Source organism: Myroides sp. JBRI-B21084 (genome assembly GCF_030545015.1).
Taxonomy (GTDB): domain Bacteria; phylum Bacteroidota; class Bacteroidia; order Flavobacteriales; family Flavobacteriaceae; genus Flavobacterium.
On the sequence record NZ_CP120653.1, the window covers coordinates 270,526 to 294,005 of the forward strand.

The 23,480-nt window shown below is 30.2% G+C and carries 29 protein-coding genes; 20 read left to right on the forward strand and 9 right to left on the reverse strand.

The window, feature by feature from the left end; translation table 11 throughout:
• Nucleotides 1-14 precede the first annotated feature (14 nt).
• Entirely contained in the window at nucleotides 15-356 is a 342-nt protein-coding gene (locus tag P3875_RS01390; RefSeq protein WP_303444471.1) for a tRNA-binding protein, read from the reverse strand.
• Nucleotides 357-428: 72 nt separating this feature from the next.
• Between P3875_RS01390 and nadC the strand changes: the two genes are divergently transcribed.
• The 9 genes from nadC to P3875_RS01435 all read left to right on the forward strand — a co-directional run bounded on the left by nadC (nucleotide 429) and on the right by P3875_RS01435 (nucleotide 8,093).
• The gene (gene nadC, locus P3875_RS01395; protein ID WP_303444472.1) at nucleotides 429-1,289 is read left to right on the forward strand and encodes a carboxylating nicotinate-nucleotide diphosphorylase; all 861 of its coding nucleotides are present in this window, start codon (nucleotides 429-431) and stop codon (nucleotides 1,287-1,289) included.
• A gap of 64 nt (nucleotides 1,290-1,353) precedes the next feature.
• Nucleotides 1,354-2,214 carry a YihY/virulence factor BrkB family protein gene (locus tag P3875_RS01400; protein WP_303444473.1) on the forward strand — a complete coding sequence of 287 codons (861 nt, stop codon included), beginning with the start codon at nucleotides 1,354-1,356 and terminating at the stop codon, nucleotides 2,212-2,214.
• Between the two features lie 2 nt (nucleotides 2,215-2,216).
• Nucleotides 2,217-2,642, forward strand: a complete 426-nt coding sequence (locus P3875_RS01405) for a DUF2147 domain-containing protein (protein WP_303444474.1) — start codon at nucleotides 2,217-2,219, stop codon at nucleotides 2,640-2,642.
• A gap of 117 nt (nucleotides 2,643-2,759) precedes the next feature.
• Nucleotides 2,760-5,210, forward strand: coding sequence for a replication restart helicase PriA (priA, locus tag P3875_RS01410; protein ID WP_303444475.1), 2,451 nt, complete (start codon nucleotides 2,760-2,762; stop codon nucleotides 5,208-5,210).
• 103 nt (nucleotides 5,211-5,313) lie between these two features.
• Nucleotides 5,314-5,655, forward strand: coding sequence for a 30S ribosomal protein S6 (gene rpsF, locus P3875_RS01415; RefSeq protein WP_303444476.1), 342 nt, complete (start codon nucleotides 5,314-5,316; stop codon nucleotides 5,653-5,655).
• 5 nt (nucleotides 5,656-5,660) lie between these two features.
• The gene (gene rpsR / locus P3875_RS01420) at nucleotides 5,661-5,957 is read left to right on the forward strand and encodes a 30S ribosomal protein S18 (protein WP_002987043.1); all 297 of its coding nucleotides are present in this window, start codon (nucleotides 5,661-5,663) and stop codon (nucleotides 5,955-5,957) included.
• Nucleotides 5,958-6,024: 67 nt separating this feature from the next.
• Entirely contained in the window at nucleotides 6,025-6,465 is a 441-nt protein-coding gene (gene rplI / locus P3875_RS01425) for a 50S ribosomal protein L9 (RefSeq protein ID WP_303444477.1), read from the forward strand.
• A 77-nt stretch (nucleotides 6,466-6,542) separates the two neighbouring features.
• A complete protein-coding gene (locus tag P3875_RS01430; protein WP_303444478.1) occupies nucleotides 6,543-7,112 on the forward strand; it encodes a methylated-DNA--[protein]-cysteine S-methyltransferase in 570 nt (189 codons plus the stop codon).
• Between the two features lie 87 nt (nucleotides 7,113-7,199).
• On the forward strand, nucleotides 7,200-8,093 hold the full coding sequence (locus tag P3875_RS01435) for a lysophospholipid acyltransferase family protein (RefSeq protein WP_303444479.1): 894 nt from the start codon (nucleotides 7,200-7,202) through the stop codon (nucleotides 8,091-8,093).
• Here the strand turns inward: P3875_RS01435 and P3875_RS01440 are convergent.
• The 5 genes from P3875_RS01440 to P3875_RS01460 form a co-directional block, all read right to left on the reverse strand.
• Nucleotides 8,090-8,845: an META domain-containing protein gene (locus P3875_RS01440; RefSeq protein ID WP_303444480.1), complete on the reverse strand. Its 756-nt coding sequence runs from the start codon at nucleotides 8,843-8,845 to the stop codon at nucleotides 8,090-8,092. The genes P3875_RS01435 and P3875_RS01440 overlap by 4 nt on opposite strands.
• 93 nt (nucleotides 8,846-8,938) lie before the next feature.
• Nucleotides 8,939-9,685 carry a 3-oxoacyl-[acyl-carrier-protein] reductase gene (fabG, locus tag P3875_RS01445; protein WP_303444481.1) on the reverse strand — a complete coding sequence of 249 codons (747 nt, stop codon included), beginning with the start codon at nucleotides 9,683-9,685 and terminating at the stop codon, nucleotides 8,939-8,941.
• 50 nt (nucleotides 9,686-9,735) lie between these two features.
• Nucleotides 9,736-10,629 (reverse strand): transporter, encoded by an 894-nt coding sequence (locus tag P3875_RS01450; RefSeq protein WP_303444482.1) that lies wholly within the window; start codon nucleotides 10,627-10,629, stop codon nucleotides 9,736-9,738.
• Entirely contained in the window at nucleotides 10,626-11,294 is a 669-nt protein-coding gene (locus tag P3875_RS01455; RefSeq protein ID WP_303444483.1) for a spermidine synthase, read from the reverse strand. The genes P3875_RS01450 and P3875_RS01455 overlap by 4 nt, the downstream gene beginning before the upstream one ends.
• Nucleotides 11,295-11,786, reverse strand: coding sequence for a helix-turn-helix domain-containing protein (locus tag P3875_RS01460; RefSeq protein WP_303444485.1), 492 nt, complete (start codon nucleotides 11,784-11,786; stop codon nucleotides 11,295-11,297).
• 283 nt (nucleotides 11,787-12,069) lie between these two features.
• Here P3875_RS01460 and P3875_RS01465 point away from each other — a divergent pair, with 283 nt between their 5' ends.
• From P3875_RS01465 to P3875_RS01505, 9 genes are all read left to right on the forward strand, one after another.
• Nucleotides 12,070-13,158, forward strand: coding sequence for a M14 family zinc carboxypeptidase (locus tag P3875_RS01465; RefSeq protein ID WP_303444486.1), 1,089 nt, complete (start codon nucleotides 12,070-12,072; stop codon nucleotides 13,156-13,158).
• Nucleotides 13,159-13,285: 127 nt separating this feature from the next.
• On the forward strand, nucleotides 13,286-13,765 hold the full coding sequence (locus P3875_RS01470) for an Lrp/AsnC family transcriptional regulator (protein ID WP_303444487.1): 480 nt from the start codon (nucleotides 13,286-13,288) through the stop codon (nucleotides 13,763-13,765).
• A 54-nt stretch (nucleotides 13,766-13,819) separates the two neighbouring features.
• A complete protein-coding gene (locus P3875_RS01475) occupies nucleotides 13,820-14,809 on the forward strand; it encodes a metal-dependent hydrolase (protein WP_303444488.1) in 990 nt (329 codons plus the stop codon).
• Between the two features lie 35 nt (nucleotides 14,810-14,844).
• The gene (yaaA, locus tag P3875_RS01480) at nucleotides 14,845-15,609 is read left to right on the forward strand and encodes a peroxide stress protein YaaA (protein WP_303444489.1); all 765 of its coding nucleotides are present in this window, start codon (nucleotides 14,845-14,847) and stop codon (nucleotides 15,607-15,609) included.
• A gap of 207 nt (nucleotides 15,610-15,816) precedes the next feature.
• On the forward strand, nucleotides 15,817-16,662 hold the full coding sequence (locus P3875_RS01485) for a DUF5777 family beta-barrel protein (RefSeq protein ID WP_303444490.1): 846 nt from the start codon (nucleotides 15,817-15,819) through the stop codon (nucleotides 16,660-16,662).
• A gap of 23 nt (nucleotides 16,663-16,685) precedes the next feature.
• Nucleotides 16,686-17,039, forward strand: a complete 354-nt coding sequence (locus tag P3875_RS01490; protein WP_303444491.1) for a hypothetical protein — start codon at nucleotides 16,686-16,688, stop codon at nucleotides 17,037-17,039.
• A gap of 3 nt (nucleotides 17,040-17,042) precedes the next feature.
• Nucleotides 17,043-17,585: a YceI family protein gene (locus tag P3875_RS01495; protein ID WP_303444492.1), complete on the forward strand. Its 543-nt coding sequence runs from the start codon at nucleotides 17,043-17,045 to the stop codon at nucleotides 17,583-17,585.
• Nucleotide 17,586: 1 nt separating this feature from the next.
• Nucleotides 17,587-18,111, forward strand: coding sequence for an ankyrin repeat domain-containing protein (locus tag P3875_RS01500; RefSeq protein WP_303444493.1), 525 nt, complete (start codon nucleotides 17,587-17,589; stop codon nucleotides 18,109-18,111).
• 4 nt (nucleotides 18,112-18,115) lie between these two features.
• Nucleotides 18,116-18,862 carry a T9SS type A sorting domain-containing protein gene (locus tag P3875_RS01505; RefSeq protein ID WP_303444494.1) on the forward strand — a complete coding sequence of 249 codons (747 nt, stop codon included), beginning with the start codon at nucleotides 18,116-18,118 and terminating at the stop codon, nucleotides 18,860-18,862.
• Nucleotides 18,863-18,927: 65 nt separating this feature from the next.
• Here P3875_RS01505 and P3875_RS01510 read toward each other — a convergent pair whose 3' ends face one another.
• Nucleotides 18,928-20,217, reverse strand: a complete 1,290-nt coding sequence (locus tag P3875_RS01510) for a UDP-N-acetylmuramoyl-tripeptide--D-alanyl-D-alanine ligase (protein WP_303444495.1) — start codon at nucleotides 20,215-20,217, stop codon at nucleotides 18,928-18,930.
• An 81-nt stretch (nucleotides 20,218-20,298) separates the two neighbouring features.
• Nucleotides 20,299-21,684: a class II fumarate hydratase gene (gene fumC, locus P3875_RS01515; protein WP_303444496.1), complete on the reverse strand. Its 1,386-nt coding sequence runs from the start codon at nucleotides 21,682-21,684 to the stop codon at nucleotides 20,299-20,301.
• Between the two features lie 143 nt (nucleotides 21,685-21,827).
• Here fumC and P3875_RS01520 point away from each other — a divergent pair, with 143 nt between their 5' ends.
• On the forward strand, nucleotides 21,828-21,986 hold the full coding sequence (locus P3875_RS01520) for a hypothetical protein (RefSeq protein WP_303444497.1): 159 nt from the start codon (nucleotides 21,828-21,830) through the stop codon (nucleotides 21,984-21,986).
• 50 nt (nucleotides 21,987-22,036) lie between these two features.
• Here P3875_RS01520 and P3875_RS01525 read toward each other — a convergent pair whose 3' ends face one another.
• On the reverse strand, nucleotides 22,037-22,747 hold the full coding sequence (locus P3875_RS01525) for a YebC/PmpR family DNA-binding transcriptional regulator (protein WP_303444498.1): 711 nt from the start codon (nucleotides 22,745-22,747) through the stop codon (nucleotides 22,037-22,039).
• A gap of 83 nt (nucleotides 22,748-22,830) precedes the next feature.
• On the opposite strand from P3875_RS01525, the gene P3875_RS01530 reads away from it, so the two are divergent.
• A complete protein-coding gene (locus tag P3875_RS01530; protein ID WP_303444499.1) occupies nucleotides 22,831-23,478 on the forward strand; it encodes a porin family protein in 648 nt (215 codons plus the stop codon).
• Nucleotides 23,479-23,480: the final 2 nt, after the last annotated feature.

The following is a 23,480-nucleotide window of genomic DNA, read 5'->3' on the forward strand; positions in this document are numbered from 1 at the left end:
AAAAATAGGGTAGTTTAGCCAATTGTCAAACCATTTTCTACAGCTTTTCCCGGAGCCAGCAATGTAACTTCTTTATTGCTGCCAACAACCCCTAAAACTAAGCATTCGCTCATAAAATCGGCAATTTGTTTGGGAGGGAAATTTACCACAGCAACAATCTGTTTATCAATTAAATCATCAACACCATACAAAACAGTGATTTGTGCCGATGTTTTTTTAACACCTATTTCGGTTCCAAAATCAATCCATAATTTATACGACGGATTTTTTGCTTTTTCAAACGCTTGAGCGTCAATAACTGTTCCTACACGTATATCGATCTTCTCAAAATCGTTCCAAGAAATTTCAGGTTTCATTATTGTTTTAGCTGTTATTTAGATTAAAAAATACCAAAATTTTGTACTTTAGCATTTAAAGATAGAAAAAAAATGATATCAGCAGAACAGTTTCAAAACGAATTAGAATTAATTATACAAAATGCCATTCGTGAAGATGTAGGCGATGGCGATCACAGCTCCTTAGCTTGTATACCTGCAAATGCTATGGGAAAAGCAAAATTATTAGTAAAAGACGAAGGGATTTTAGCAGGAGTTGATTTTGCAAAAATGGTTTTTAATTATGTGGATCCAGAAATGGAGGTTGAAGTTTTAATTACCGATGGAACACCAGTAAAATTTGGTGATGTTGCGTTTTACGTTACTGGTAAATCGCAATCAATACTTAAAGCTGAACGCGTTGTTTTAAATGCCATGCAACGTATGAGTGCCATTGCAACCAAAACTAAGTTTTTTGTAGATTTAGTTGCTGGTACAAACGCAAAAGTATTAGATACCCGCAAAACAACGCCTGGAATACGTGCCATTGAAAAATGGGCGGTTAAAATAGGCGGTGGTGAAAACCATAGATTTGCATTGTACGATATGATTATGTTAAAAGACAATCATATTGATTTTGCTGGTGGAATTACGCAAGCAATTACCAAAACAAAACAGTATTTAAAAGATACAAATAGAGATTTAAAAATAATTGTTGAAGCCAGAAATTTAAAAGAAATTGAAGAAATTCTTACAAACGATGGTGTATATCAAATTTTAATAGATAATTTTAATTACGAGGATACCAAAACGGCCGTTGCCATGATAAACGGTAAATGTTTTGCAGAATCATCGGGTAATATTAATGAAAAAACCATTCGTAATTACGCAGAATGTGGTGTAGATTTTATATCAAGCGGCGCTTTAACACATTCTGTTTACAACATGGATCTAAGCTTAAAAGCGGTTTTATAAATTGGGTAAAAATGCAATAAAAATAACAAAGTTGCCTATTATTGGTAACCTTATAAAGTTTTCTATGCGGTGTAAAATACCAGGCTTAGAAGGTTTGTCGTTATACCAACTTTTGCGTATTTACATAAACGGAATTATAGAAGGAGCCATTAATTATAAAGCAGGTTCTATTGCGTTTACCTTTTTTATGGCGCTTTTTCCGTTTGCTTTATTTTTATTAAACTTAATACCTTATATTCCTGTTGCTAATTTTCAGGAAAGTTTTTTGTTGTTTGTAGAAGATAATGTACCACCAAATACCTACGATGCTATTGAATTAATTTTAATAGATATTATGAGTAATTCCTATAAAAGTTTGTTATCAACAGGGGTAATTATGTCTGTGATTTTTATGGCAAATGGGGTAAATGCAATCATAAATGGCTTTCAATCATCGGCACATTTAAGCATATCGCGCAATTTTTTTAAACAATATGTTATAGCTATAATATTATCGGTTTTATTAAGTTTAATGTTGGTATTATCGTTAGCTGTTTATTTAACAGTTGAAGTTTATATGCATGTTGCCAATTATCCATGGCTTGCAGATTTAGGTAGAAACATTTTTGTTTTTTTAATGATTTTATTCACTGTATCTATCCTATATAAATTTGGTACAAAAGAAACTAAACATTTATCGTTTATATCTTATGGTTCGGTATTTACAACGCTTTTAATGTCATTAACATCGGTTGCATTTGGGTTTTATGTATCAAAATTCGCAAAATATAACGAATTGTACGGATCAATTGGCACGCTTTTGGTAATAATGATATATATTTGGATAAACTGTATGATTTTATTATTAGGTTTTGAATTAAATGCTGCGATATATGCTGCAAAACGTAGAAATTTGTATATTAGTAACAATAAAAACAGAAATTAAATATGAAAAATGTATTAGCAACCCTTGTTTTAACTGCAATTGCATCCATTAGCATGCAAGCACAATCGGTAACTGGTAAATGGAAAACTATTGACGATGAAACGGGTAGAGCAAAATCAATAGTTGAGATTTCAGAAAACAAAGGGAAAATTTATGGGAAAGTTGTAGAAATTCTAACAGAAAAGAAAGAAGCAAAATGTGATAAATGTCCTGGTTCTGATAAAGGTAAACCCGTAAAAGGATTAACCATTATTAAAGGATTAAAAAAAGATGGTAAAGAATACTCAGGTGGTTCTATCACCGATCCGTCTTCGGGTAAAGTATATAAATGTGTAGTAAAACTTAACGGTGCCGATAAATTAGACGTTCGCGGGTACATTGGCATTCAAGCATTAGGGCGAACACAAACTTGGGTTCGCGTTAAATAAATTAAGAAAAATAAAACTTTAAAACCTGCATGATTTTAAATTCGTGCAGGTTTATTTTATGTATTATCTACCAAAAATCCATTTAAAATTCATAAAACCTTTTTGTACATTTGTTACATGGATTATTTCATTGATGTTGTTGTACCTTTATCAATTACAACAACTTTTACATATAAAGTTACCCAAGCCGAATATGATTTTTTACAAGTAGGCATGCGTGTTGCCGTACCTTTTGGTAAACGCCAAGTTTATACAGCTGTAGTTTTTAATAAACACAACCAAAAACCACAATTGTATGAACCAAAAGAAATTTTAACAATTATTGATGAAGAACCAATTGTATCCAACACACAAATTGAATTTTGGCAATGGTTGGCAAATTACTATATGTGTTCGGTAGGCGAAGTGTATAAAGCAGCACTTCCATCGGCTTTATTGTTAGAAAGCGAAACAATTATTAGTTTAAATAGCAAACTTACGGTTGATTTTTCACAATTAACCGATGATGAATTTTTGTTGTATGAAGCTTTTGAGAAACAACCCATTTTACGTTTTGTTGAGGTTCAAAATATTTTAAATAAAAAAAAGGTTTTTAATGTAATTGATGCCCTTTTAAAAAAAGAAATAATCTATTTAAACCAACATTTACAAGAAAAATACAAACCTAAATTAATAAAATACGTAGCTTTAAACGAACAATTTAAGCAAGAAGATCAATTAAAACATCTGTTAGATCATCAATTAAAAACAGAAAAGCAACGATCGGTAGTTCTTAAATACTTTCAATTAAAAACTCAAACAGATACAATAGAATTAAAAAAACTATTACAAGAAGCACAGGTTTCTACAACTATTTTTAATACGTTAGAAAAAAAAGAAATTTTTAAAACGTATACGTTAGCACAAGACCGTATACAGTTTTCAAAAGCATTTTTAAACAATATTGAATTTACCAATAAGCAACAAACAGCACTTGAAAATATACAAACAGCATTTAAAAAATACGATGTAACCTTGTTAAATGCTGTTACCGGCGCTGGTAAAACCGAAATGTATATTGAACTAATAAAAAAAATAATTGTAAACAACCAACAAGTATTGTTTTTGGTGCCAGAAATAGGATTAACCACACAATTAGTACAACGCTTAATTGCTTATTTTGGTAATAAAGTAGCTGTTTATAATTCAAAATATTCCGAGAACGAAAGGGTAGAAGTATACCGTAATGTATTAAATCAATCTGAAAAAGCACAAATAGTAATAGGTTCACGCTCGTCTGTTTTTCTTCCTTTTAAAAATTTACAATTCATAATTGTAGATGAAGAACACGAAACAAGTTATAAACAATCTAATCCAGCACCGCGTTTTCACACCCGTGATGCAGCTATTGTATTAGCTAAAATATTTAACGCTAAAGTGTTATTAGGTTCGGCCACACCAAGTTTAGAAAGTTATTATAACGCTTATCAACAAAAATATGGTTATGTTGCTTTAGAACAGCGTTTTACCAATGTGCAATTGCCCGAAATTGTTTTAGTTGATTTAAAAGAAGCGCGTAAAAAGAAAGAATTGAATGGTTTTTTTAGCGTTAAATTAATAGATGCAATTAACGAAGCATTTTATAATGGTGAACAAGTACTGCTTTTTCAAAACCGTCGTGGTTTTTCGCCTGTTTTAGAATGTTTAACATGCGGTCATGTGCCGCAATGTACCATGTGCGATGTAAGTTTAACGTATTATAAACGACAGAATTATTTAAAGTGTCATTATTGCGGCTATACTATGGGTATGCCCACGAAATGCCATTCGTGCCAAAGTAACGATTTAACTACAAAAGGATTAGGAACGGAACAGATTGAAGAAGCTTTACGAGCCATTTTTCCTACTAAAAATATTGTACGAATGGATCAGGATACAACTCGGGGTAAATTTGCCTTTGAGCGTATGATTGATAGCTTTAAAAACCGTGAAATAGATGTGATTGTTGGTACCCAAATGATTGCCAAAGGACTTGATTTTGACAATGTTTCATTAGTTGGAATTATGAATGCCGATCATTTGTTAACCTTACCCGATTTTAGAGCTTACGAACGTGCTTATCAGCTTTTAACACAAGTTTCGGGGCGTGCTGGTCGTAAAAATAAGCAGGGTAAAGTAATCATGCAAACATACAACCCTTATCATAATACATTGCAACAAATTACCCAATACAATTATGCGGCTATGTTTAAAGAGCAAATGTATGAACGCTTGCAATTTAAATACCCACCATTTTATAGGTTGATACGTTTGCAAATGAAAAATCCAAATTTCGAAAAGGTAAAAGAAGCAGCTCATTGGTTAGCAACAAATTTACGCAATCATATACCCGATATTATTGTGTTAGGTCCACAAGAACCGTCAATAAATCGAATAAGAAATGAATACATTCAAGTGATTTTAATTAAGTTACCAATAAATAAATCGGCGCAACAAATAAAATTAGCTGTGCAAAAAAGCATTAATAGTTTAGACAGTATAGGTGCGTTTAAATCGGTAAAAACAACAATTAATGTCGATTTTTATTAAAAAAGCAATGTGTGTAAATATAAAAAAGTAAGAAACAGTTTGCTAAAAACAATAAACTGTTATATATTTGCACCCAATTTTATAACAAATAAATATTTTTATTATGAATCATTATGAAACTGTTTTCATTTTGAATCCCGTTTTATCTGAAACTCAGGTAAAGGAAACAGTAGCAAAGTTCGAAGAATTTCTTGCTTCAAAAGGGGCTAAAATGATCTCTAAAGAAGATTGGGGCTTAAAAAAATTAGCTTACGAAATTCAAAACAAAAAAAGTGGTTTTTACCATTTGTTTGAGTACACTGTAGCAGGTGATGCTATTATTGGTTTAGAAACAGAATTCCGCCGTGATGAGCGCGTTATGCGTTTCTTAACAGTAGCTTTAGACAAGCATGCTATTTCTTGGGCTGAAAGAAGAAGAGAGAAATTAAAAACTAAAAAAGCGTAATTATCATGTCAACAATTGAGCAATCTGCAAAAGGAAAAAAAGACGGAGATATCAGATATTTAACGCCGTTAAACATTGAAACAAACAAAACAAAAAAATATTGTCGTTTCAAAAAATCAGGAATCAAATACATCGACTATAAAGATGCTGATTTCTTATTAAAATTTGTTAATGAGCAAGGTAAAATCTTACCTCGTCGTTTAACAGGAACTTCTTTAAAATACCAAAGAAAAGTATCTGTAGCTGTAAAACGTGCACGTCACTTAGCTTTAATGCCTTACGTTGCAGATTTATTAAAATAAAAACAATTTAAGTTGTTGCCTCGCAACTAAGCGGGCTAACTTCTAATTTTTAAAAAAGGACAACAACATGGAAATTATCTTAAAACAAGATGTTAACAAATTAGGATTTAAAGACGATATCGTTACTGTAAAACCAGGTTACGGTCGTAACTATTTAATTCCACAAGGTATGGCTGTATTAGCTACACCATCTGCTAAAAAAGTATTAGCAGAAAACTTAAGACAACGTGCACACAAAGAAGCAAAATTAGTTGCAGATGCTAACGCTACTGCTGAAGCTTTAAAAGCTTTAGAAATTAAAATTGCTGTTAAAGCAGGTGGTGAAAAATTATTTGGTTCTGTTACTAACGCTGATATTGCTGCTGCTTTAGAAGCTAACGGTCAGTCTATCGATAAAAAATTCATTACTTCAGGTACAATCAAACGTTTAGGCAAATATGCTGCTAACGTTCGTTTACACCGCGATGTAATCGTTGAATTACCATACGAAGTTGTTGCTGCTGAGTAATTAGCTGCAAAATAGTATATTTAAAACCTTCTTTTTTAAGAAGGTTTTTTTATTTTTAATAAAATTAAATTTATCCTATGGATTTTTTAAAATTGAACCCTTTGTTGCAAAATAATTCTGTAAGTATTTCGGTGAGTACTTACAATTCGCCTTTAGGTACTGTTTTGATTGCAGCTACTTGTGAAGGAATTTGTTTGGTTGAATTTGATTCTAGGATACATCTTAAAAAAAATGTTTTAAAATTAGCAACCCAATTAAATGGTTTTTTTGTGAACAATGAAAATGAATATATTAATCAATTAAAGGTTGAATTAGGGTTGTATTTTAATCAAAAGCTACAAAAATTTACGGTTCCTTTGGTTTTTTCTGGCACACCTTTTCAGCAAAAAGTATTTCAATCATTATTAGCAATTCCGTATGGTACAACAACTACCTATAAAAAACAAGCAGTACAATTAGGTAATGTAAAAGCAATTAGGGCCGTTGCTACAGCTAATGGTTTAAATAAAATTGCTATTGTGGTTCCTTGTCACCGTGTTGTAGGAAGTAATGGTGAATTGGTAGGTTATGCAGGTGGATTAAATAAAAAGCAAGCCTTATTGCAGCTTGAAGGTACTTTAAACCAAAACCAATTAGTTTTGTTATAGTTTTTGTACAAAAATCTATTTGTTAAAACATTTTAAATATATTCTTGATAATAAACGGATAGCTTTATCTTTGCAAAAATTTCTTGAATGAAATATCTAGTATTTTTAATAATTTATGCAGTGTTATGGTGTATTTCTATAATGCCATTTGCTGTTTTATATATGCTTGCAAATGTAGTTTATGTGCTTGTTTATTATGTGGTTAGGTATCGTGTTAAAACAGTTCGCGCTAATTTGGCTCTTGCTTTTCCGCATTTAACGGCTATTGAACGTAAAAATATAGAAAAAAAGTTCTACCACCATTTGTGTGATTTGTTTTTAGAAATGATTAAAACAATAACGGTTTCGCAAAAACAATTAGATAAGCGTTTTGTTTTTAAAAATGTTGAATTATTAAAAGAATTTGAGCAAAAACAAAAAAGCATTATTTTAATGTTACCACACTACGGCAATTGGGAGTGGGTGATAGGTTTGGGTAAGCATATAGATTTTAAAGGTTTTGGTATATATAAAAAATTAGCAAATAAATATTTTGATAAACTTTTTAGAGACATACGTTCGCGCTTTAATGCCGAATTAGTATCAACACACCAAACTTCAGGTGTAATACGTGAAAATCAAGCTAAAAATTTGTATGGTGTTTATTTGTTTTTAAGCGACCAAACGCCTTTGTTGCGTGAAAACTTACACTGGGAACCATTTATGGGAGTAGAAGTACCTGTGCATATGGGGGCTGAGGCTTTAGCTAGAAAACTAAACATGAATATTTTGTATTTAAACGTTGAAAAAGTAAAACGTGGGTATTATGAAGCATCGTTTAGTGTAATAACCGATGATATTAAAAGCGAACCTAAATACAAACCAACCCGCATGTTTTTAGATAAGGTTGAAGATCAAATAAAAAATGCGCCCGAATTTTACTTCTGGACGCATAAACGTTGGAAACATAAAGACCAAAAAAACAGCTTTAAAACAAATTAGTTCTTTTTAAAGATCATTTTTAGTTCGTCAGCGGTGTAAAAATGTAATTCGTTATTTATTACTTTATATTTTGTAATTGTTTTTAATTCTTTTAAAAAATCGTGTTCCATATTTTCATGAATACATGCTTTTCTGGTAACTGCTAAATTACTAAAACGAATGTAGTTGTTATCAAAATAAATAGGACCGTTATAACCGTTACAGCCTGTATTTCCTGTTACGTATTTATCTTCGTTTTCAAATGCAATATAAGGTGTTTTAGTGTATTTGGTAACAGGTATTTCGTTGCCTTTAAACATTGTTAATGTCCATTTCCCAAATAAATTTACAGGAATAACATAATCACCACAGCCATTTAAGTTTTGTTCTTTATTATTGGCTGTTAAAACAGCATCAAGCGTATAATCATTTATTTTTGATGTTGTTTTGTTGGTACACTTGTTGTATTGTACAGTAATTCTAATTTTTTGCTTGCCTTTTTCGGTACTAATTTGCTTTACATTAGCATCTTGCGCCATATTAACCGCTGTTATATTGTAAACATCACGGGTACCATTTAAATCTTTGTAAACTAAAAAGGTGTCGTTAAATTCTATGCTCCAAAATGAATCGTTGCTACCTCCTTTAAAATAAGGTTGAAACGTTTTTTCGTTAAAATCCATATTAGAAATTGTAGTGTTAGTTTGTTTGCTTTTACATGCTAAAAAACAAGTGGTTAAAGCTAAAAATAAAATTAAATGTATTTTTTTCATGAGGAATTATTTTATTTAAAAGTACAAAATTTTGCATAAAAAAATCTCAAAGTTTTAATTTACTTTGAGATTGTATTTATTTTTTTTGAGATATTAGGTTAACATACCTCCATCAACATTAATAACTTGTCCAGTAATGTATGTAGCTAAATCAGAAGCTAAGAACACACATGCATTAGCAATATCGGTAGGTGTACCACCACGTTTTAATGGAATAGCGTCTGTCCAACCTTTAACAGTTTCTTCACCTAATTTAGCAGTCATTTCGGTTTCAATAAAACCAGGAGCAACTACATTACAACGAATGTTTCTTGAACCTAATTCTAAAGCTACCGATTTTGAAAAACCAATGATACCTGCTTTAGAAGCTGCGTAATTAGCTTGACCTGCATTACCTTTTACACCTACAACAGAACTCATGTTAATAATAACTCCGTTTCTGTTTTTTAGCATGGTTTTTTGCACGGCTTTAGTCATGTTAAAAACCGATTTTAGGTTTACATCCATCACATTATCAAAATCATCTTCGCTCATACGCATTAACAAATTATCTTTAGTGATACCGGCATTGTTTATAAGTACGTCTACGGTACCAAAAGTAGTTAAAACGTCATCAACTAAACTTTGCGCTTCATTAAAATCTGCAGCGTTTGATTTATATGATTTAGCTTTAACACCTAATGCTGTTAATTCATTTTCTAACGAAATGGCTGCTTCTGCAGAAGAGCTGTATGTAAAAGCTACGTTAGCGCCTTGGTTTGCAAAAGTTAAAGCAATTCCTCTACCAATTCCGCGAGTTGCACCAGTTATGATTGCGGTTTTTCCTTCTAGTAATTTCATGTAATACGTTTTTTAACACATTTAGGCAAATATAAAATAAAAATAAAAAACTACAATTCGGTTGGGTCTTTAAACTGGTATTTTTTATGATTGCGCCATGAAACACCTAAACCTGCTTGTATTTTATTGGGATTGTTTTGGAAATTACTTCCTGTAAATCCATCAATTTGTAAGTTTTGATGCACTTTAAAAGTTATTCCTACTTTTAAAAAGGCATCATTTTCAAAAGGTACTGTTTGGTTAAAATATTTACGAGAAATAGAGCCTTGATGTTCACCAAATAAGCTCCAATTATTATTTATACCTAGCGATGCAGTTACAATATATCCAATGTTTATAAACTCGTTTTCGGTAACATTTTCGCCAATAAAATTATATGTAATACTAAATCGCTTGCTTAAATGTTGCTGTGCAATAAGCATTGTTTTTAAACCAACATCGGGTAAATTAGGGTAGTATAAATTGTTTTTTGTGTTAAATTGTGCTCCGGCATATATTGATATTGCGGGAATTAACCTTTTCCACTTAAAGCGTTGGTTTGCTTTCCAGCTATAAACATTTCGTTTTTCAACATAGTATTTGTAATGGTCGTACAATAAAAATTTGGCTCCAAAATTAAGTTGACGAAAACCACTGTTTGTTTCATTTAAATTTCCGTTTGTTATTTGATTGCTGGAAAAATTAAATTCGCCAATAAATTCTAATTGTTCTAATAAATCGCCGTATCGTAATTGTATTTGATAGTTTTGTTGTTTGTTTTCGTTGTTGTTTTCAAAAGTGTCGTTTTGATAACTAAACCCACCCTCTATTTGAAAAATTTCTTTACTTACGCTGTAAGCACCCATTGACGAACTAGGGCGGTTGGTGTTGATATCTTTAGTGTATTGTGCATTAGTTGCATGTATGGTACCTAAAAAAGCGATTATAAATAACTGTTTTTTCATGCTGTTTTTTGTATTACAATTAGATGATTGTGTCCGTATAGATTTTTAAACGATTGTACGGCGAAATTTTTTTGCAATAAATCAATTAATTTTTGATTACGTAATTCGTGTTCATCATTCAAAATAAAAGTGTTTAAAATAGCTGTTCCATTAATTTTTAAAATGTTGTGAATTTGCATAATAAAGCTGTTATTAAAAACAAATTCAGGAATTTCAGAATCGGTAAATAAATCTACTATTATTAAATCGAATGTTTTTTTTGTATATTTTATAAACTGAAGTGCGTCGTTATTTATAATTTCAAGCGATTTATCAGGAATAATACCAAAATCGTTCATGGCAATTTGAATAACAATAGGATCTATTTCAACAGCGGTAATCAAACCTTCGGTTTTAAATTGTTGCTGCAACTGTTTAATAACATCGCCACCACCCAAACCTAATACTAAAATAGTAGATGCTTTACTAGTAAAATTACTTTTAGTTTGTACTAATCCTTTTTGTAAAACCTTACCCAAATTGCCGTAAGAGTAGTTAGTGTTTTGGGTATCTAAAACTTTGGATCCATTTACCCAATTAATTTCTAAAACGCCGTTATGTACCGATTGGTATTTTTTTTCGGGTATTATATTTAAGTAGCTAAGGTATTTTTTTAAAATATTCATTTAAGGTTTATACTGTTTAAAACTGCCATTGCTGTAAAAAATAACAATGCTATCAATTTTTTGTGCATCGAAAGATAAAACGTTTTCTACATTATTGCTCATTTTTTCAGAAATATTTTCGTTTTGTATTGGTTTCGAAAGTTCTGTTTCAAACAAATTTGGTTCTAAATTATTCTGTGTGATGGTTTGTTGAGTGTTTATAATTGTATCCTTAAAAGTTTCATCAAAATTTAAAGTAGGTGTGTGGTTTGTTTCATTGTTTTCTGGTTGATTGGAATTTGCTAAAAAAGGTTCTTTTCCATAAATCAACCATTCTAAATTTAGGGTTGGAAAGGTAGTGTGTACCTTCATTATAAATTCTAAACTTGGTTTGTTTCGCTCTGAAATCAGATGCGAAATTGTAGCTTTTGGTACGTTAATTTTATCGGCCATTTCTGTGGTTGTTAAACCAAAATGTTGCATAACTTTTTGCAACTGTGCACTAAACTTCATAAGCAATATTTATTAAAATATACAAAATATACGTGTTACAATTGTAAACTTACAATGTTTTACAAATGTAAACAATATTTAATTTACAATTGTAACTAACAAAAAATACATGAAGTATTTATTTAATTGAATTACGGTTTTGTATTGGTTTGTAGTTGTTTATGCTATACTTATAATATGTTAAAGTATAACTTTTTATTTACGTGTTTACAAAAATAAACAATTGTAAACAGTATCAAATTTCAATTTTAGCTGTTATCTTTGTTCAAAATTAAATACGCATATGCAATTTTTAAATCAAGTAGAAATTAATCAACGATATTTTACAAATAAGCATTTAGAAAACGTTTTAGAACAGTTAGATTCTTCTATATTTAAAACATCGGTTTTAGGTAAAAGTGTTCAACAAAAAAATATATATAAAATTGAATTTGGTTCGGGTAATTATAAAGTTTTGCTTTGGTCGCAAATGCATGGAAACGAAACCACAACTACAAAAGCTGTTATTGAATTTTTAATAAATTTAAACACTACTAAAAATCTAAATTGGTTAAACTATTTTAGTTTTACTTTTATACCGATATTAAACCCAGATGGAGCTGAAGCTTTTACACGTGTTAACGCCAATAAAGTTGATTTAAATCGCGATTCGGTTGATTTATCGCAACCTGAAGCTCAAATTTTAAGAAATGCTTTTAACACCTTTAAGCCCAATTTAGCTTTAAATATGCACGATCAGCGCACTATTTTTTCGGTTGGTTCAACTAATAATACTGCTACGCTTTCTTTTTTAGCACCTGCATTTAACCAAGCGCGTACAATTAATGAAACTCGCACATTTGCTATGCAATTAATTGCATCAATGAATACTGAACTGCAAAAAGTTGTTCCAAGCCACATAGGTAGGTTTGACGATGGTTTTAATTTAAATTGTATAGGCGACATGTTTACTTACCTTAACACACCAACAATTTTGTTTGAAGCAGGGTTCTTTAAAAACGATTACCAAAGAAATGTAGCTCAAAAATTAGTTTTTAATAGTTTAAATCATTTATTTAATAGTATAATTACTAAAGAATATGAACGTTTTACGGTGACTAATTATTTAGAGATTCCTGAAAATGAAAAGAATTATGTAGATGTTGTAATTAAAAATTTTACATCAACAAACCCTAATTTTATTAACAAAAAAGCACTTCCGGTAGTGTTTAAAGAAGTGATTTTAAATAATGAATTGCATTTACAGCCCCAAATTGATTTTGATTCGGCACCTAACTATCAATTTGCGCACCTTCAACTAAATGCCCAACTACAAGAAATTAATAATCAAGAGCAGCTGCTTAAAGTGTTACAGGATGTGATAATTCCATAGCAAAAACGCAGTAAGATGTTAATGCTTTGCTAAAATCTAAAAAAAAGTTCTATTAAAATACATAATTTATAATAAATCATTGTATTTTTGCAATCACAAATAAAAAATAATTGATAAAAATTGTTATATGAGTAAGTTTCGATTAGATGAGATAGATCACCAGATATTAGATATGTTGATTGATAACACACGAGTACCTTTTACTGATATCGCCAAAAAATTATTAATTTCGGCTGGTACAGTACACGTACGTGTTAAAAAAATGGAAGATGCAGGAATTATTCAAGGTTCATCTTTAACGTTAGATTACGAAAAATTAGGTTATTCTTTTATAGCTTACGTTGGTATTTTCTTACATAATACATCGCAAACTAAATTTGTATTAGAGCGTATTAACGAAATTCCTTTTGTTACCGTAGCACACGTTACAACAGGTAAATTCAATATCTTTTGTAAAATTCGTGCAAAAAACACACGTCATGCTAAAGAAGTTATTTTTATGATAGATGATATTGAAGGTGTTTACAGAACCGAATCAATGATTTCGTTAGAAGAAAGCATTAACGATAAAAAACGTTTAATGCACACTATTTTTAAAGATTTATAATAGAAATATATTGTAATTTTGAACTGCTCATTCCAAAAAATGAGCAGTTTTTTTATGGATTCAATTACACAAGCAGTTTTAGGCATAGCCATTGCAAATGTTACTTTAAATAAAAATACAACTTTAAAAAAGCAAATTGCATTAGGTATTGCTTTTGCAACTATACCTGATTTAGATTTATTTATAGCTAAATTTTGGAGCGATCCACTTACAGAACTAGAAATTCATAGATCGTTTTCACATTCCATTTTGTTTTTTATAGGATTAAGTTTTTTAGGTGCAGGTTTTTTAAAAAAATGGTTTACTTATGAAACGTTTAAAACGTTATGGATTAGCATTTTTTGTATTTTAATCACACATTCACTTTTAGATATTTTTACTACTTGGGGTACACAAATTTTGTGGCCCTATCCTACAAAATTTGCTATAAAATCAATATTTGTAGTCGATTTGTTTTATACCATTCCATTGGCAATGGGTACTTATTTAGGCTTGAAAAACAAACGTAGATCGTTTACTTTTGCTGGTTTGTTTTTAAGTTGTTGTTATTTAGTTTGGGGAGTTTTTGTTCAAAATTCGGTTCAAAATTCGCTAAAAGAGCAGTTTTCTAAACAAAATTCAACAAAAAAGATGCAAATCACTGTTAAGCCAACTTTTTCAAATAGCTTTTTGTGGAATGTACTTATACAAAGTGATAATGGTTTTTACATTGGTGATTATTCAGTTTTTGATAAAAAACCAATTCAAACACACTATTTTTCTCAAAATAGTCACTTAATTGCACATATTAATGATAAAAATATCAATCGATTAAAAAAAATAAGTTCCAACCAATATATTATTACAAAAAACAATAAAGGTCTTGTTTTTAATGATTTGCGATTTGGTTTGTTAAAAAATAATCACAACAATGTTCAATTTGCATTTTCGTATCAATTAATCCCATCACAAAATGGATATAAGGTTTATGAAATTAAAAAGAATCGTAAGGATGGCGTACAACTTTTAAAAAATATTTGGCTTAGACTTGTAACTCCTAATTAATAAATGCAATTTTAAAAATTAAAAGAAAAATAGAAATGAAAATAATTATATCGCCTGCAAAATCATTAAATTTTGAAAACCAAGCGCCTACAAATGTTTTTACAAAGCCTGTTTTTACAAAACAAAGTAAAGAAGTGCATAAAGTTTTAAAAACTTTAAAACCTACAGATTTAAGTAGTTTAATGGATATTTCTGATAATTTAGCTCATTTAAACTGGCAGCGCAACAAAACTCGTAAATATCAGTTAAAAGAATTAAATGCACAGGTTAAGCAAGCTGTTTTTGCATTTAATGGTGATGTTTACACAGGTTTAGATGCCAATTCATTAAACGAAAGTCAAATACTTTATTTACAAAATAAACTAAATATACTTTCTGGTTTATACGGTTTATTAAAACCTTTAGATGCTATTGAACCATACCGTTTAGAAATGGGAATTAAATTATCAATAAACGAAAAAAAGGATTTATATGACTTTTGGAACGAACATGTAACCTTACAACTTAACAAAGGGGTTAAAAAGAACGATGTACTTATAAATTTAGCTAGTAACGAATATTTTGGTGCAGTTAACAAAAAGTTACTTAAGGCAAAAATTATAACGCCAGAATTTAAAGAATATAAAAACGGACAATTGAAAATGATTAGTTTTTTTGCTAAAAAAGCCCGTGGTTTAATGGTGCGTTTTATGGCCGAAAATGGTATTGAAAATGTAGAGGATATTAAAAATTTTAATGTTGAAGGTTATTTGTTTGATAGTAATTTATCAACCGATACAAAGTGGGTTTTTACAAGATAATTTATTGGTTATTTAATTATTTTTAAAGACTTTTTAAATAAGGGCTTTTTTTATATTGATTTTTAATAAAAAATCAAAAAAATGCTGTTTTAGAATAACATAAAAAAGGGATTTAAATTTTTATAAATAATAAATAAGTAACTTATTTTATGTAAGTAAAACTCCTTTTTTGTTATATTTGTTCAAACAATTTAACAAAAAAATAGAATGATAAAGAAAATTACCCTACTGTTTTTATTATTTTCAGTAAATGCATTTGCCCAAGATGATGATTTGTTGAAGGAAATAGATACTTTAAGCATAACCGAAGAATTTGCACCACCGGCATTTAAAGCGCTTCAGGTTGTTACAGCGCAATCTACAAAATTAGCAGCTAAAGGAGATTTGTATTTTCTTGTTTCTCACCGTTTTGGTGATTTAAGTAACGGTTTTGATAACTTTTTTGGATTGGATGATGCATCAACAAAAATTGGATTTATTTATGGAGTTTCAGATAATCTAAACCTTGGTTTAGGTCGTGAAACATTTATGAAAACATACGATGCTAATTTAAAATACAGAATTTTTAGTCAAACTAATAAATTTCCGGTAGAAGTGGTAGGATACCATACCGTATCTTTAAACTCAGAATTAAGTAAAGATGATTATCCTAATTTAGAATTTTCACATCGTGTGGCATATTTAAGTCAACTTTTAATTTCAAAACGATTCAATGAACGTTTTTCATTGCAATTAACACCATCTTACGTTCACAAAAATTTATACATTCCTAATACCGATGAAAAAGATCAAATTTTAACCAGTTTAAGCGGCAGATACAAATTAAGTAGAAGAGTGTCATTAAATGGTGAGTATTTTGTGAATTTTGCAGATTCGGATGTTTATAGAAATCCATTTTCTTTAGGTGTTGATATTGAAACAGGCGGACACGTTTTTCAATTATTATTATCTAATTCTCAAGTTAATTCAGATATAGGTTATCTTACAAATGCTGCAGGAAATTGGGAAAAAGGAATCATATATTTTGGTTTTAATTTGTACAGAGTGTTTTAATCGACTTAAAAAAATAACTTCAAATGAAAAAAAGTTTCTTATTTATATTAATCGTTTCAGCTGCATTTATTTCGTGTGAAAGTGCTACTTACGAAGAAATTTCAGAAAATAGCCCCATTACGGAAAAGGTTACATACAACAAACATGTAAAAAAAATAATGGAAGCAAAATGTACTTCATGTCATTCATCAAACGGAAGCGCATCTTCGTTACCATTAACAAACTATACACAAGTAAAACAGGTAGTAAACGGTATAATTAATCGCATACAACGTCCAGCGGGTGATCCTTTACGTATGCCACAAGGTGGATCAATGGCAACTAGCGATATCAATACCATTATAAAGTGGCAACAAGATGGACTTTTAGAAAATTAAGCTATGAAAAAAATTGTTATACTCATTTTTTTACTTGGTACTAATGTAATTAGTGCTCAAAAGTATATAACTCAAAAAGGAAAAGTTGCTTTTGAAGCTTCGGTTCCACTTTTTGAAGATGTAAATGCTGTAGATTCAAATAATGTGACAGTTTTTGATGTTAGTTCTGGTAATATTGCATCGGTATCAAATGTTAAAAATTTTAGATTCACAGTAAAATTAATGGAAGAACATTTTAACGAAAGTTATGCCGAAACTGCAAAATATCCTAAAACTACGTTTAAAGGAAAAATTATTGGTTTTAAACTATCTGATTTATCATCAACACCCAAAAAATATACCATAGATGGAACACTAAATTTTCACGGAGTAGATCGCGCAGTAAAATCTATTGCAACAATTGAAATGAAAGATGGTAAAATTAATATTGTAGGTGCATTTAAAGCAAAACCAGCCGACTATAAAGTAACTATTCCTAAAATGGTTACAAAAAAAATTGCCGAAGAAGTAAATGTTTCATATAATTTTAATTTAACAAAACAATAAAATGAAGTTTTTTGTATTGATATGCAGTTTTTTTGTATCGATTGTATCGATGGCTCAAACCGAAGAAAAAAATATTTTTGATATTGCCCGAAATGGTTCTTTAACAGAGTTGAATGCGTTGGTAGAAAAAAATCCGGAGGTAATTAATGAAATTGATAAAAGAGGTTTTTCGCCTTTAATTATAGCTTGCTACAGAGGTAATGTATCAGTAGCTGAATATTTAATTGCAAACGTTAAAAATATTAATTATGCAAGTGCACAAGGTACTGCTTTAGCAGGTTTGGTAATGCATTTTAATAAGGATTTAGCAGAAAAACTTCTGAAAAATGGTGCAAATCCTAATATTGTTGATTTAAATGGCGAAACTGCTTTGTTTTTAGCTGTAAAAAGCAATAATGTTGAATTTGTTGAACTACTATTGGCACATAATGCAGATACATCTATAAAAGATAAACAACAAAAAACAGTGTTTGAGTATGCTGTAGAATCAAACAATCAAACATTAATAAATTTATTAAAAAAATAATCGAATGAAGAAAATTTTTACTTTAACTGCTTTATTAGGTGTGTTTGTTGCAAATGCACAATTTACATCTAATACTTTAACTTTAGGGTCAACAGGTATGACAGCTAAACTAGAAACCACTACAACAATGGCAACTTTAACCTTAACAGGTAGTAGCACATCGTATTTAGCAATTGGTTTTAATGCACAAGGCTCGGGTATGGCTAATGGTTCTGATGCTTTTATTTACACAAATAATAACAATGTAGATTATACTTTTACAGGTGTTGGTAACACGCCAACTTTAGATGCTGCACAAAATTGGACTATTTCTAGTAATACAGTGGCATCGGGTATAAGAACTATTGTTGCAACAAGAGCATTAGTTGGTGGCACAGGCGATTTTACAATTCCTAACGCTGCTGGTAACATTGCTATTAGTTATGCAAAAGGAAGTTCAACTACATTAGCAAACCACAACACAAGTCGTGGGTATAGTACTTTTGTTATGACGGCAGCTGCATCAAACGATACTTTTGAAACAAACAAAGTTAAATTGTATCCAAACCCAACTACCGATATAGTTAATTTTTCATGTGAAGTTGCAATTAAAAATGTAACTATTTACGATATTACTGGTAAAAAAGTACAATCGGTAGCTTTAAATAATGCAAATTCTATGAATATATCTACTTTGTCAAATGGTGCTTATATTTTTGAAATTGAATTAAATAATAATGTTAAACATTACGAAAAAGTTATAAAAGAATAAACTACACTCAATTTTTTTATATTAAAAAAGCGATTTAAATTATTTTAAATCGCTTTTGTTATATTTTACAAAAATTCAAGTACATTTTCTAAAGCCATTCCTCTTGATCCTTTAATTAAAATTAAATCGGCATCAATAACATGCTGTTGTAAGTTGGTTATTAAATCTGTAAGTGTTAAAAAGTATTGTAAGTTGTTGTTAACTATTTGGTTGTCATAAAAATGAGTTCCAACAAAAATAGCTTTTGCGTTGGCATTAACAACTTGTTGAATAACTTGTTGATGTTCTGTATTAGCTTCGTTACCTAATTCAAACATATCACCCAAAATCATTGTTTTAGAATTTTGGTTCAGCTGAACAAAATTTTCAATTGCAACTTTCATACTGCTAGGGTTTGCATTATATGCATCAAGCAGTATTTTTTTATTGTTTATTTCAACCCATTGCGATCTATTGTTTTGTGGTGTGTATTCTTCAATTGCCTGTTTTATATCATTTAAAGAAACATTAAAATATGTTCCAATACAAACAGCAAAAGCCATATTGGTTAAATTGTACAAGCCTGTTAATTGAGATGTAATGGTGGTATTTTGTAACTGAAAAGTTGCCATAGGTTGTGCAAATGCGTTATTTATTTGAACATTTGCTGAAGCATGAGCTTGCATTGAAAATCCAAAATGATTAATTGATTCACTTTTTTGAACTTGTAATGCATCGTCGAAATTTACAAAAGCTGTTTTGTCATTTTCTAACAAATACTCGTACATTTCACTTTTACCTTTAATAACGCCTTCAATTCCACCAAAACCTTCTAAATGTGCTTTTCCAAAATTTGTAATAAAACCAAAATCAGGCTGTGCAATTTTGCAAAGTAATTCAATTTCTTTTTGATGATTTGCACCCATTTCTACAATAGCAATATCAGTATCTTCGGTAATAAGCAATAATGTAAGTGGTACACCAATATGATTGTTTAAATTGCCAATAGTAGCAATAGTGTTGTATTTTTTACTTAAAACGGCATGTAACAGCTCTTTACTTGTGGTTTTTCCGTTGCTGCCAGTTAAAGCAATTATTGGTAAACCAATATGAAAACGATGAAAAGCTGCTAATTCTTGTAGTGTTTTAAGTACATTAGGTACAACAATAAGTTTATTGTTTTCTAATTTTTTTAGATTTTGGTCGTCAACAACAGCAAAAGCAGCACCTTTTTCAATTGCTTGAAGCGCAAATTCGTTTGCGTTAAAGTTATCGCCTTTTAATGCAAAAAACATGCTGTTGGGAAGTATGTTTCGTGTATCGGTACTAACCCCATCGCATTGGTTGAAAAGTGAATATAGTTCGAATATTTCCATAAATTATTTTAAAATCAACATTGTTAAAAGGTACAAATTTACAGTTTTTTAAGCTATGTGAAGTATATCTATAACTACAATCTATACCATGTTTTCAGGTTTTACCCAATGGTCAAACTCTTCTTCGGTTAAATATCCTAAATCAAGAGCTGCTTGTTTTAATGTACAATTGTTTTTATGCGCAGTTTGAGCGATTTCGGCTGCTTTGTAATATCCAATTTTAGTATTTAAAGCAGTAACCAACATTAATGAGTTGTTTACTAGTTCATTAATTTTAGAGTGATTTGGTAAAATACCTTGCGCACAATTGTTGTTAAATGAAACACATGCATCACCTAATAATTTTGCCGATTGTAAAATATTTGTTGCCATTAATGGTTTAAAAACATTCAATTCAAAATGACCTTGTGTACCAGCAATGGTAATAGCCACATCGTTTCCCATTACTTGTGCAGCAACCATTGTTAAAGCTTCGCATTGTGTTGGGTTTACTTTTCCAGGCATAATGGAAGAACCTGGTTCGTTTTCAGGTAAAATCAATTCACCAATGCCTGAACGTGGTCCTGAAGCTAATAAGCGAATATCGTTTGCAATTTTGTTTAATGAAACGGCAATTTGTTTTAATGCTCCATGCGTTTCTACAATTGCGTCGTGAGCTGCAAGGGCTTCAAATTTATTTTGTGCCGTTTTAAAAGGTAAATTAGTAAATTTTGAAATGTATTTAGCAACCAAAACATCATATCCTTCAGGAGTATTTATACCCGTACCAACGGCAGTTGCACCTAAAGCAATTTCAGATAAATGATTAAGGGTGTTTTTTAATGCATTTAAACCGTAATTTAATTGAGCCGCATATCCAGAAAATTCTTGACCTAAAGTTAGGGGAGTGGCATCCATTAAATGTGTGCGCCCAATTTTTACAATATTTTTAAAATCTAAGGCTTTTTGTGCTAAAGTATCATGTAATTTTTTAACTCCTGGAATTGTAGTTTCCGTAATCATTACCAAAGTTGCAATGTGCATAGCTGTTGGAAATGTATCATTAGATGATTGTGATTTATTTACATCATCGTTAGGTTTTAAAATTTTTTCATTACTTTCTAAAGATAAACCGGCAAGTATTTGAGCTCTATTTGCAATTACCTCATTCACATTCATGTTGGTTTGCGTACCCGAACCCGTTTGCCAGATAACCAATGGGAAGTGTTCATTAAGCTCATTATTTAAAATTTCGTTACAAACGGTTTCAATAGCATTTCTTTTTTCTATCGATAAAACGCCTAAATCACAATTGGTATATGCAGCAGCTTTTTTTAAAATAGCAAAAGCTTTTATTATTTCAATTGGCATCGAAGCTTCTGTACCTATTTTAAAGTTATTTCGCGAACGTTCTGTTTGTGCACCCCAATATTTATCAGCAGGCACTTTAACTTCGCCCATGGTATCGGTTTCAATTCTGTACTTCATTTCTAGGTAGTGTTGGTTTACTTAAAGGTAGTACTTTTATTAGGTGAATACTGTATTTTTTTTAGAATTATTTAAGATTTTAGTTGGGGTTGTTAAAGTTTCGTTATATCTTTGTAAGCGTATACACAAAAAATTCCGGAATCATGTTTGAATTTCAACAATTTATTGCTTTTTTAATTGGATTAACTATTATGACCATGGGTTTTTGGTTAATGATTTTCCTTATTAGCTTTGTATTTTACTGGGCATTTGGAGGAGCAGCTGATCTTATTAAAGAAAATAAAGCTAAAAGAGATGCATAAGTAATTTGCGTTAAAAAAAAATCCTTTTCAATTTGAAAAGGATTTTTTATTTATGCCATGGTTGTATATACATTTTGTACATCGTCGTCTTCCTCAATTTTCTCTAACAATTTTTCAACATCGGCAATTTGCTCTTCTGTTAATTCTTTTGTTACTTGTGGAATACGGTCAAAGCCCGATGATAAGATTTCCATATTGCGTTCTTCTAATTCTTTTTGTATAGATCCAAAACTATTAAAAGGAGCATAAATTAAGATTCCATCTTCGTCTTCAAAAATTTCATCAACACCAGCGTCTATCAATTCAAGTTCAAATTCTTCTAAATCTAAACCTTCAACTTTAGCAATTCTAAAGTTACAAGTATGATCAAACATAAATTCTACCGAACCTTGCGTACCTAAAGTACCGTTACATTTGTTAAAGTACGAGCGAATGTTTGCAACTGTTCTGTTGTTGTTATCTGTAGCTGTTTCAATTAAAACGGCAATACCGTGTGGTGCATAACCTTCAAATAAAACTTCTTTATAATTGGCTGTATCTTTGTCTGATGCTTTTTTTATGGCACGCTCAACGTTGTCTTTAGGCATGTTTGCTGCCTTAGCATTTTGAATTACAGCACGTAAACGAGCATTGGTTTCAGGATTTGGTCCGCCTTCTTTAACAGCCATAACTATATCTTTACCAATACGTGTAAACGTTTTAGCCATTGCCGACCAACGTTTCATTTTTCTTGCCTTTCTAAATTCAAACGCTCTTCCCATTTCTTTTTTAATTAAATTTACGCAAAATTATAGAAAAGAAGTTTTCTATAAAAAAAAACACGAATTATTTTAACTGAAAGCACATGAAAAAAATACTTTTAATAGCTTTTTTGGCAAGTTTTATTAGCAACGCTCAAGAAAAAGAAACGAATAGAATTGAAATTTCGCCTTTTATTGGAGTTTCATCATCTAATTATTACGGAAACATTAAGCTTGAAAATAATAAAAACCTAACTGCGCCTATTTTTGGTGTAGATGGCGATTTTTTTATAAATGATAGATGGAGCATAAAAGCAGGATTTGAATGCCAAACTTTAGGATCAAAGGTTTATGTTGAAGAATTTGTTGAATACCCAGCAGGTAATTATTATTACGAATATTATTATGCCAAAGAAAAGTTGAAATTTATATCGATTCCTTTACATGCTAATTTACATTTTGGAAGATTAAAAAACTGGAATTTTAATTTTGGACCAACGGTTGGTTTTATACTTTCGGGCAGTTTTAATGGAGAAAAATTTGATAATGATATTTTACGAAAAGAACAGTTTGGATTAGGTATTGGAATAGGTTATAGGTTTGAAATTGATGAAGAATTTAGTTTTGGTATTGATTATCAGGAATATATAGGGTTAACGTCTAACCTTAATAGTACTTTTATGTATCCAAAACCATTTATTGGAAATATTTCCGGAAATTTTAACCTTAGACTTATCTATAAATTACAATAACA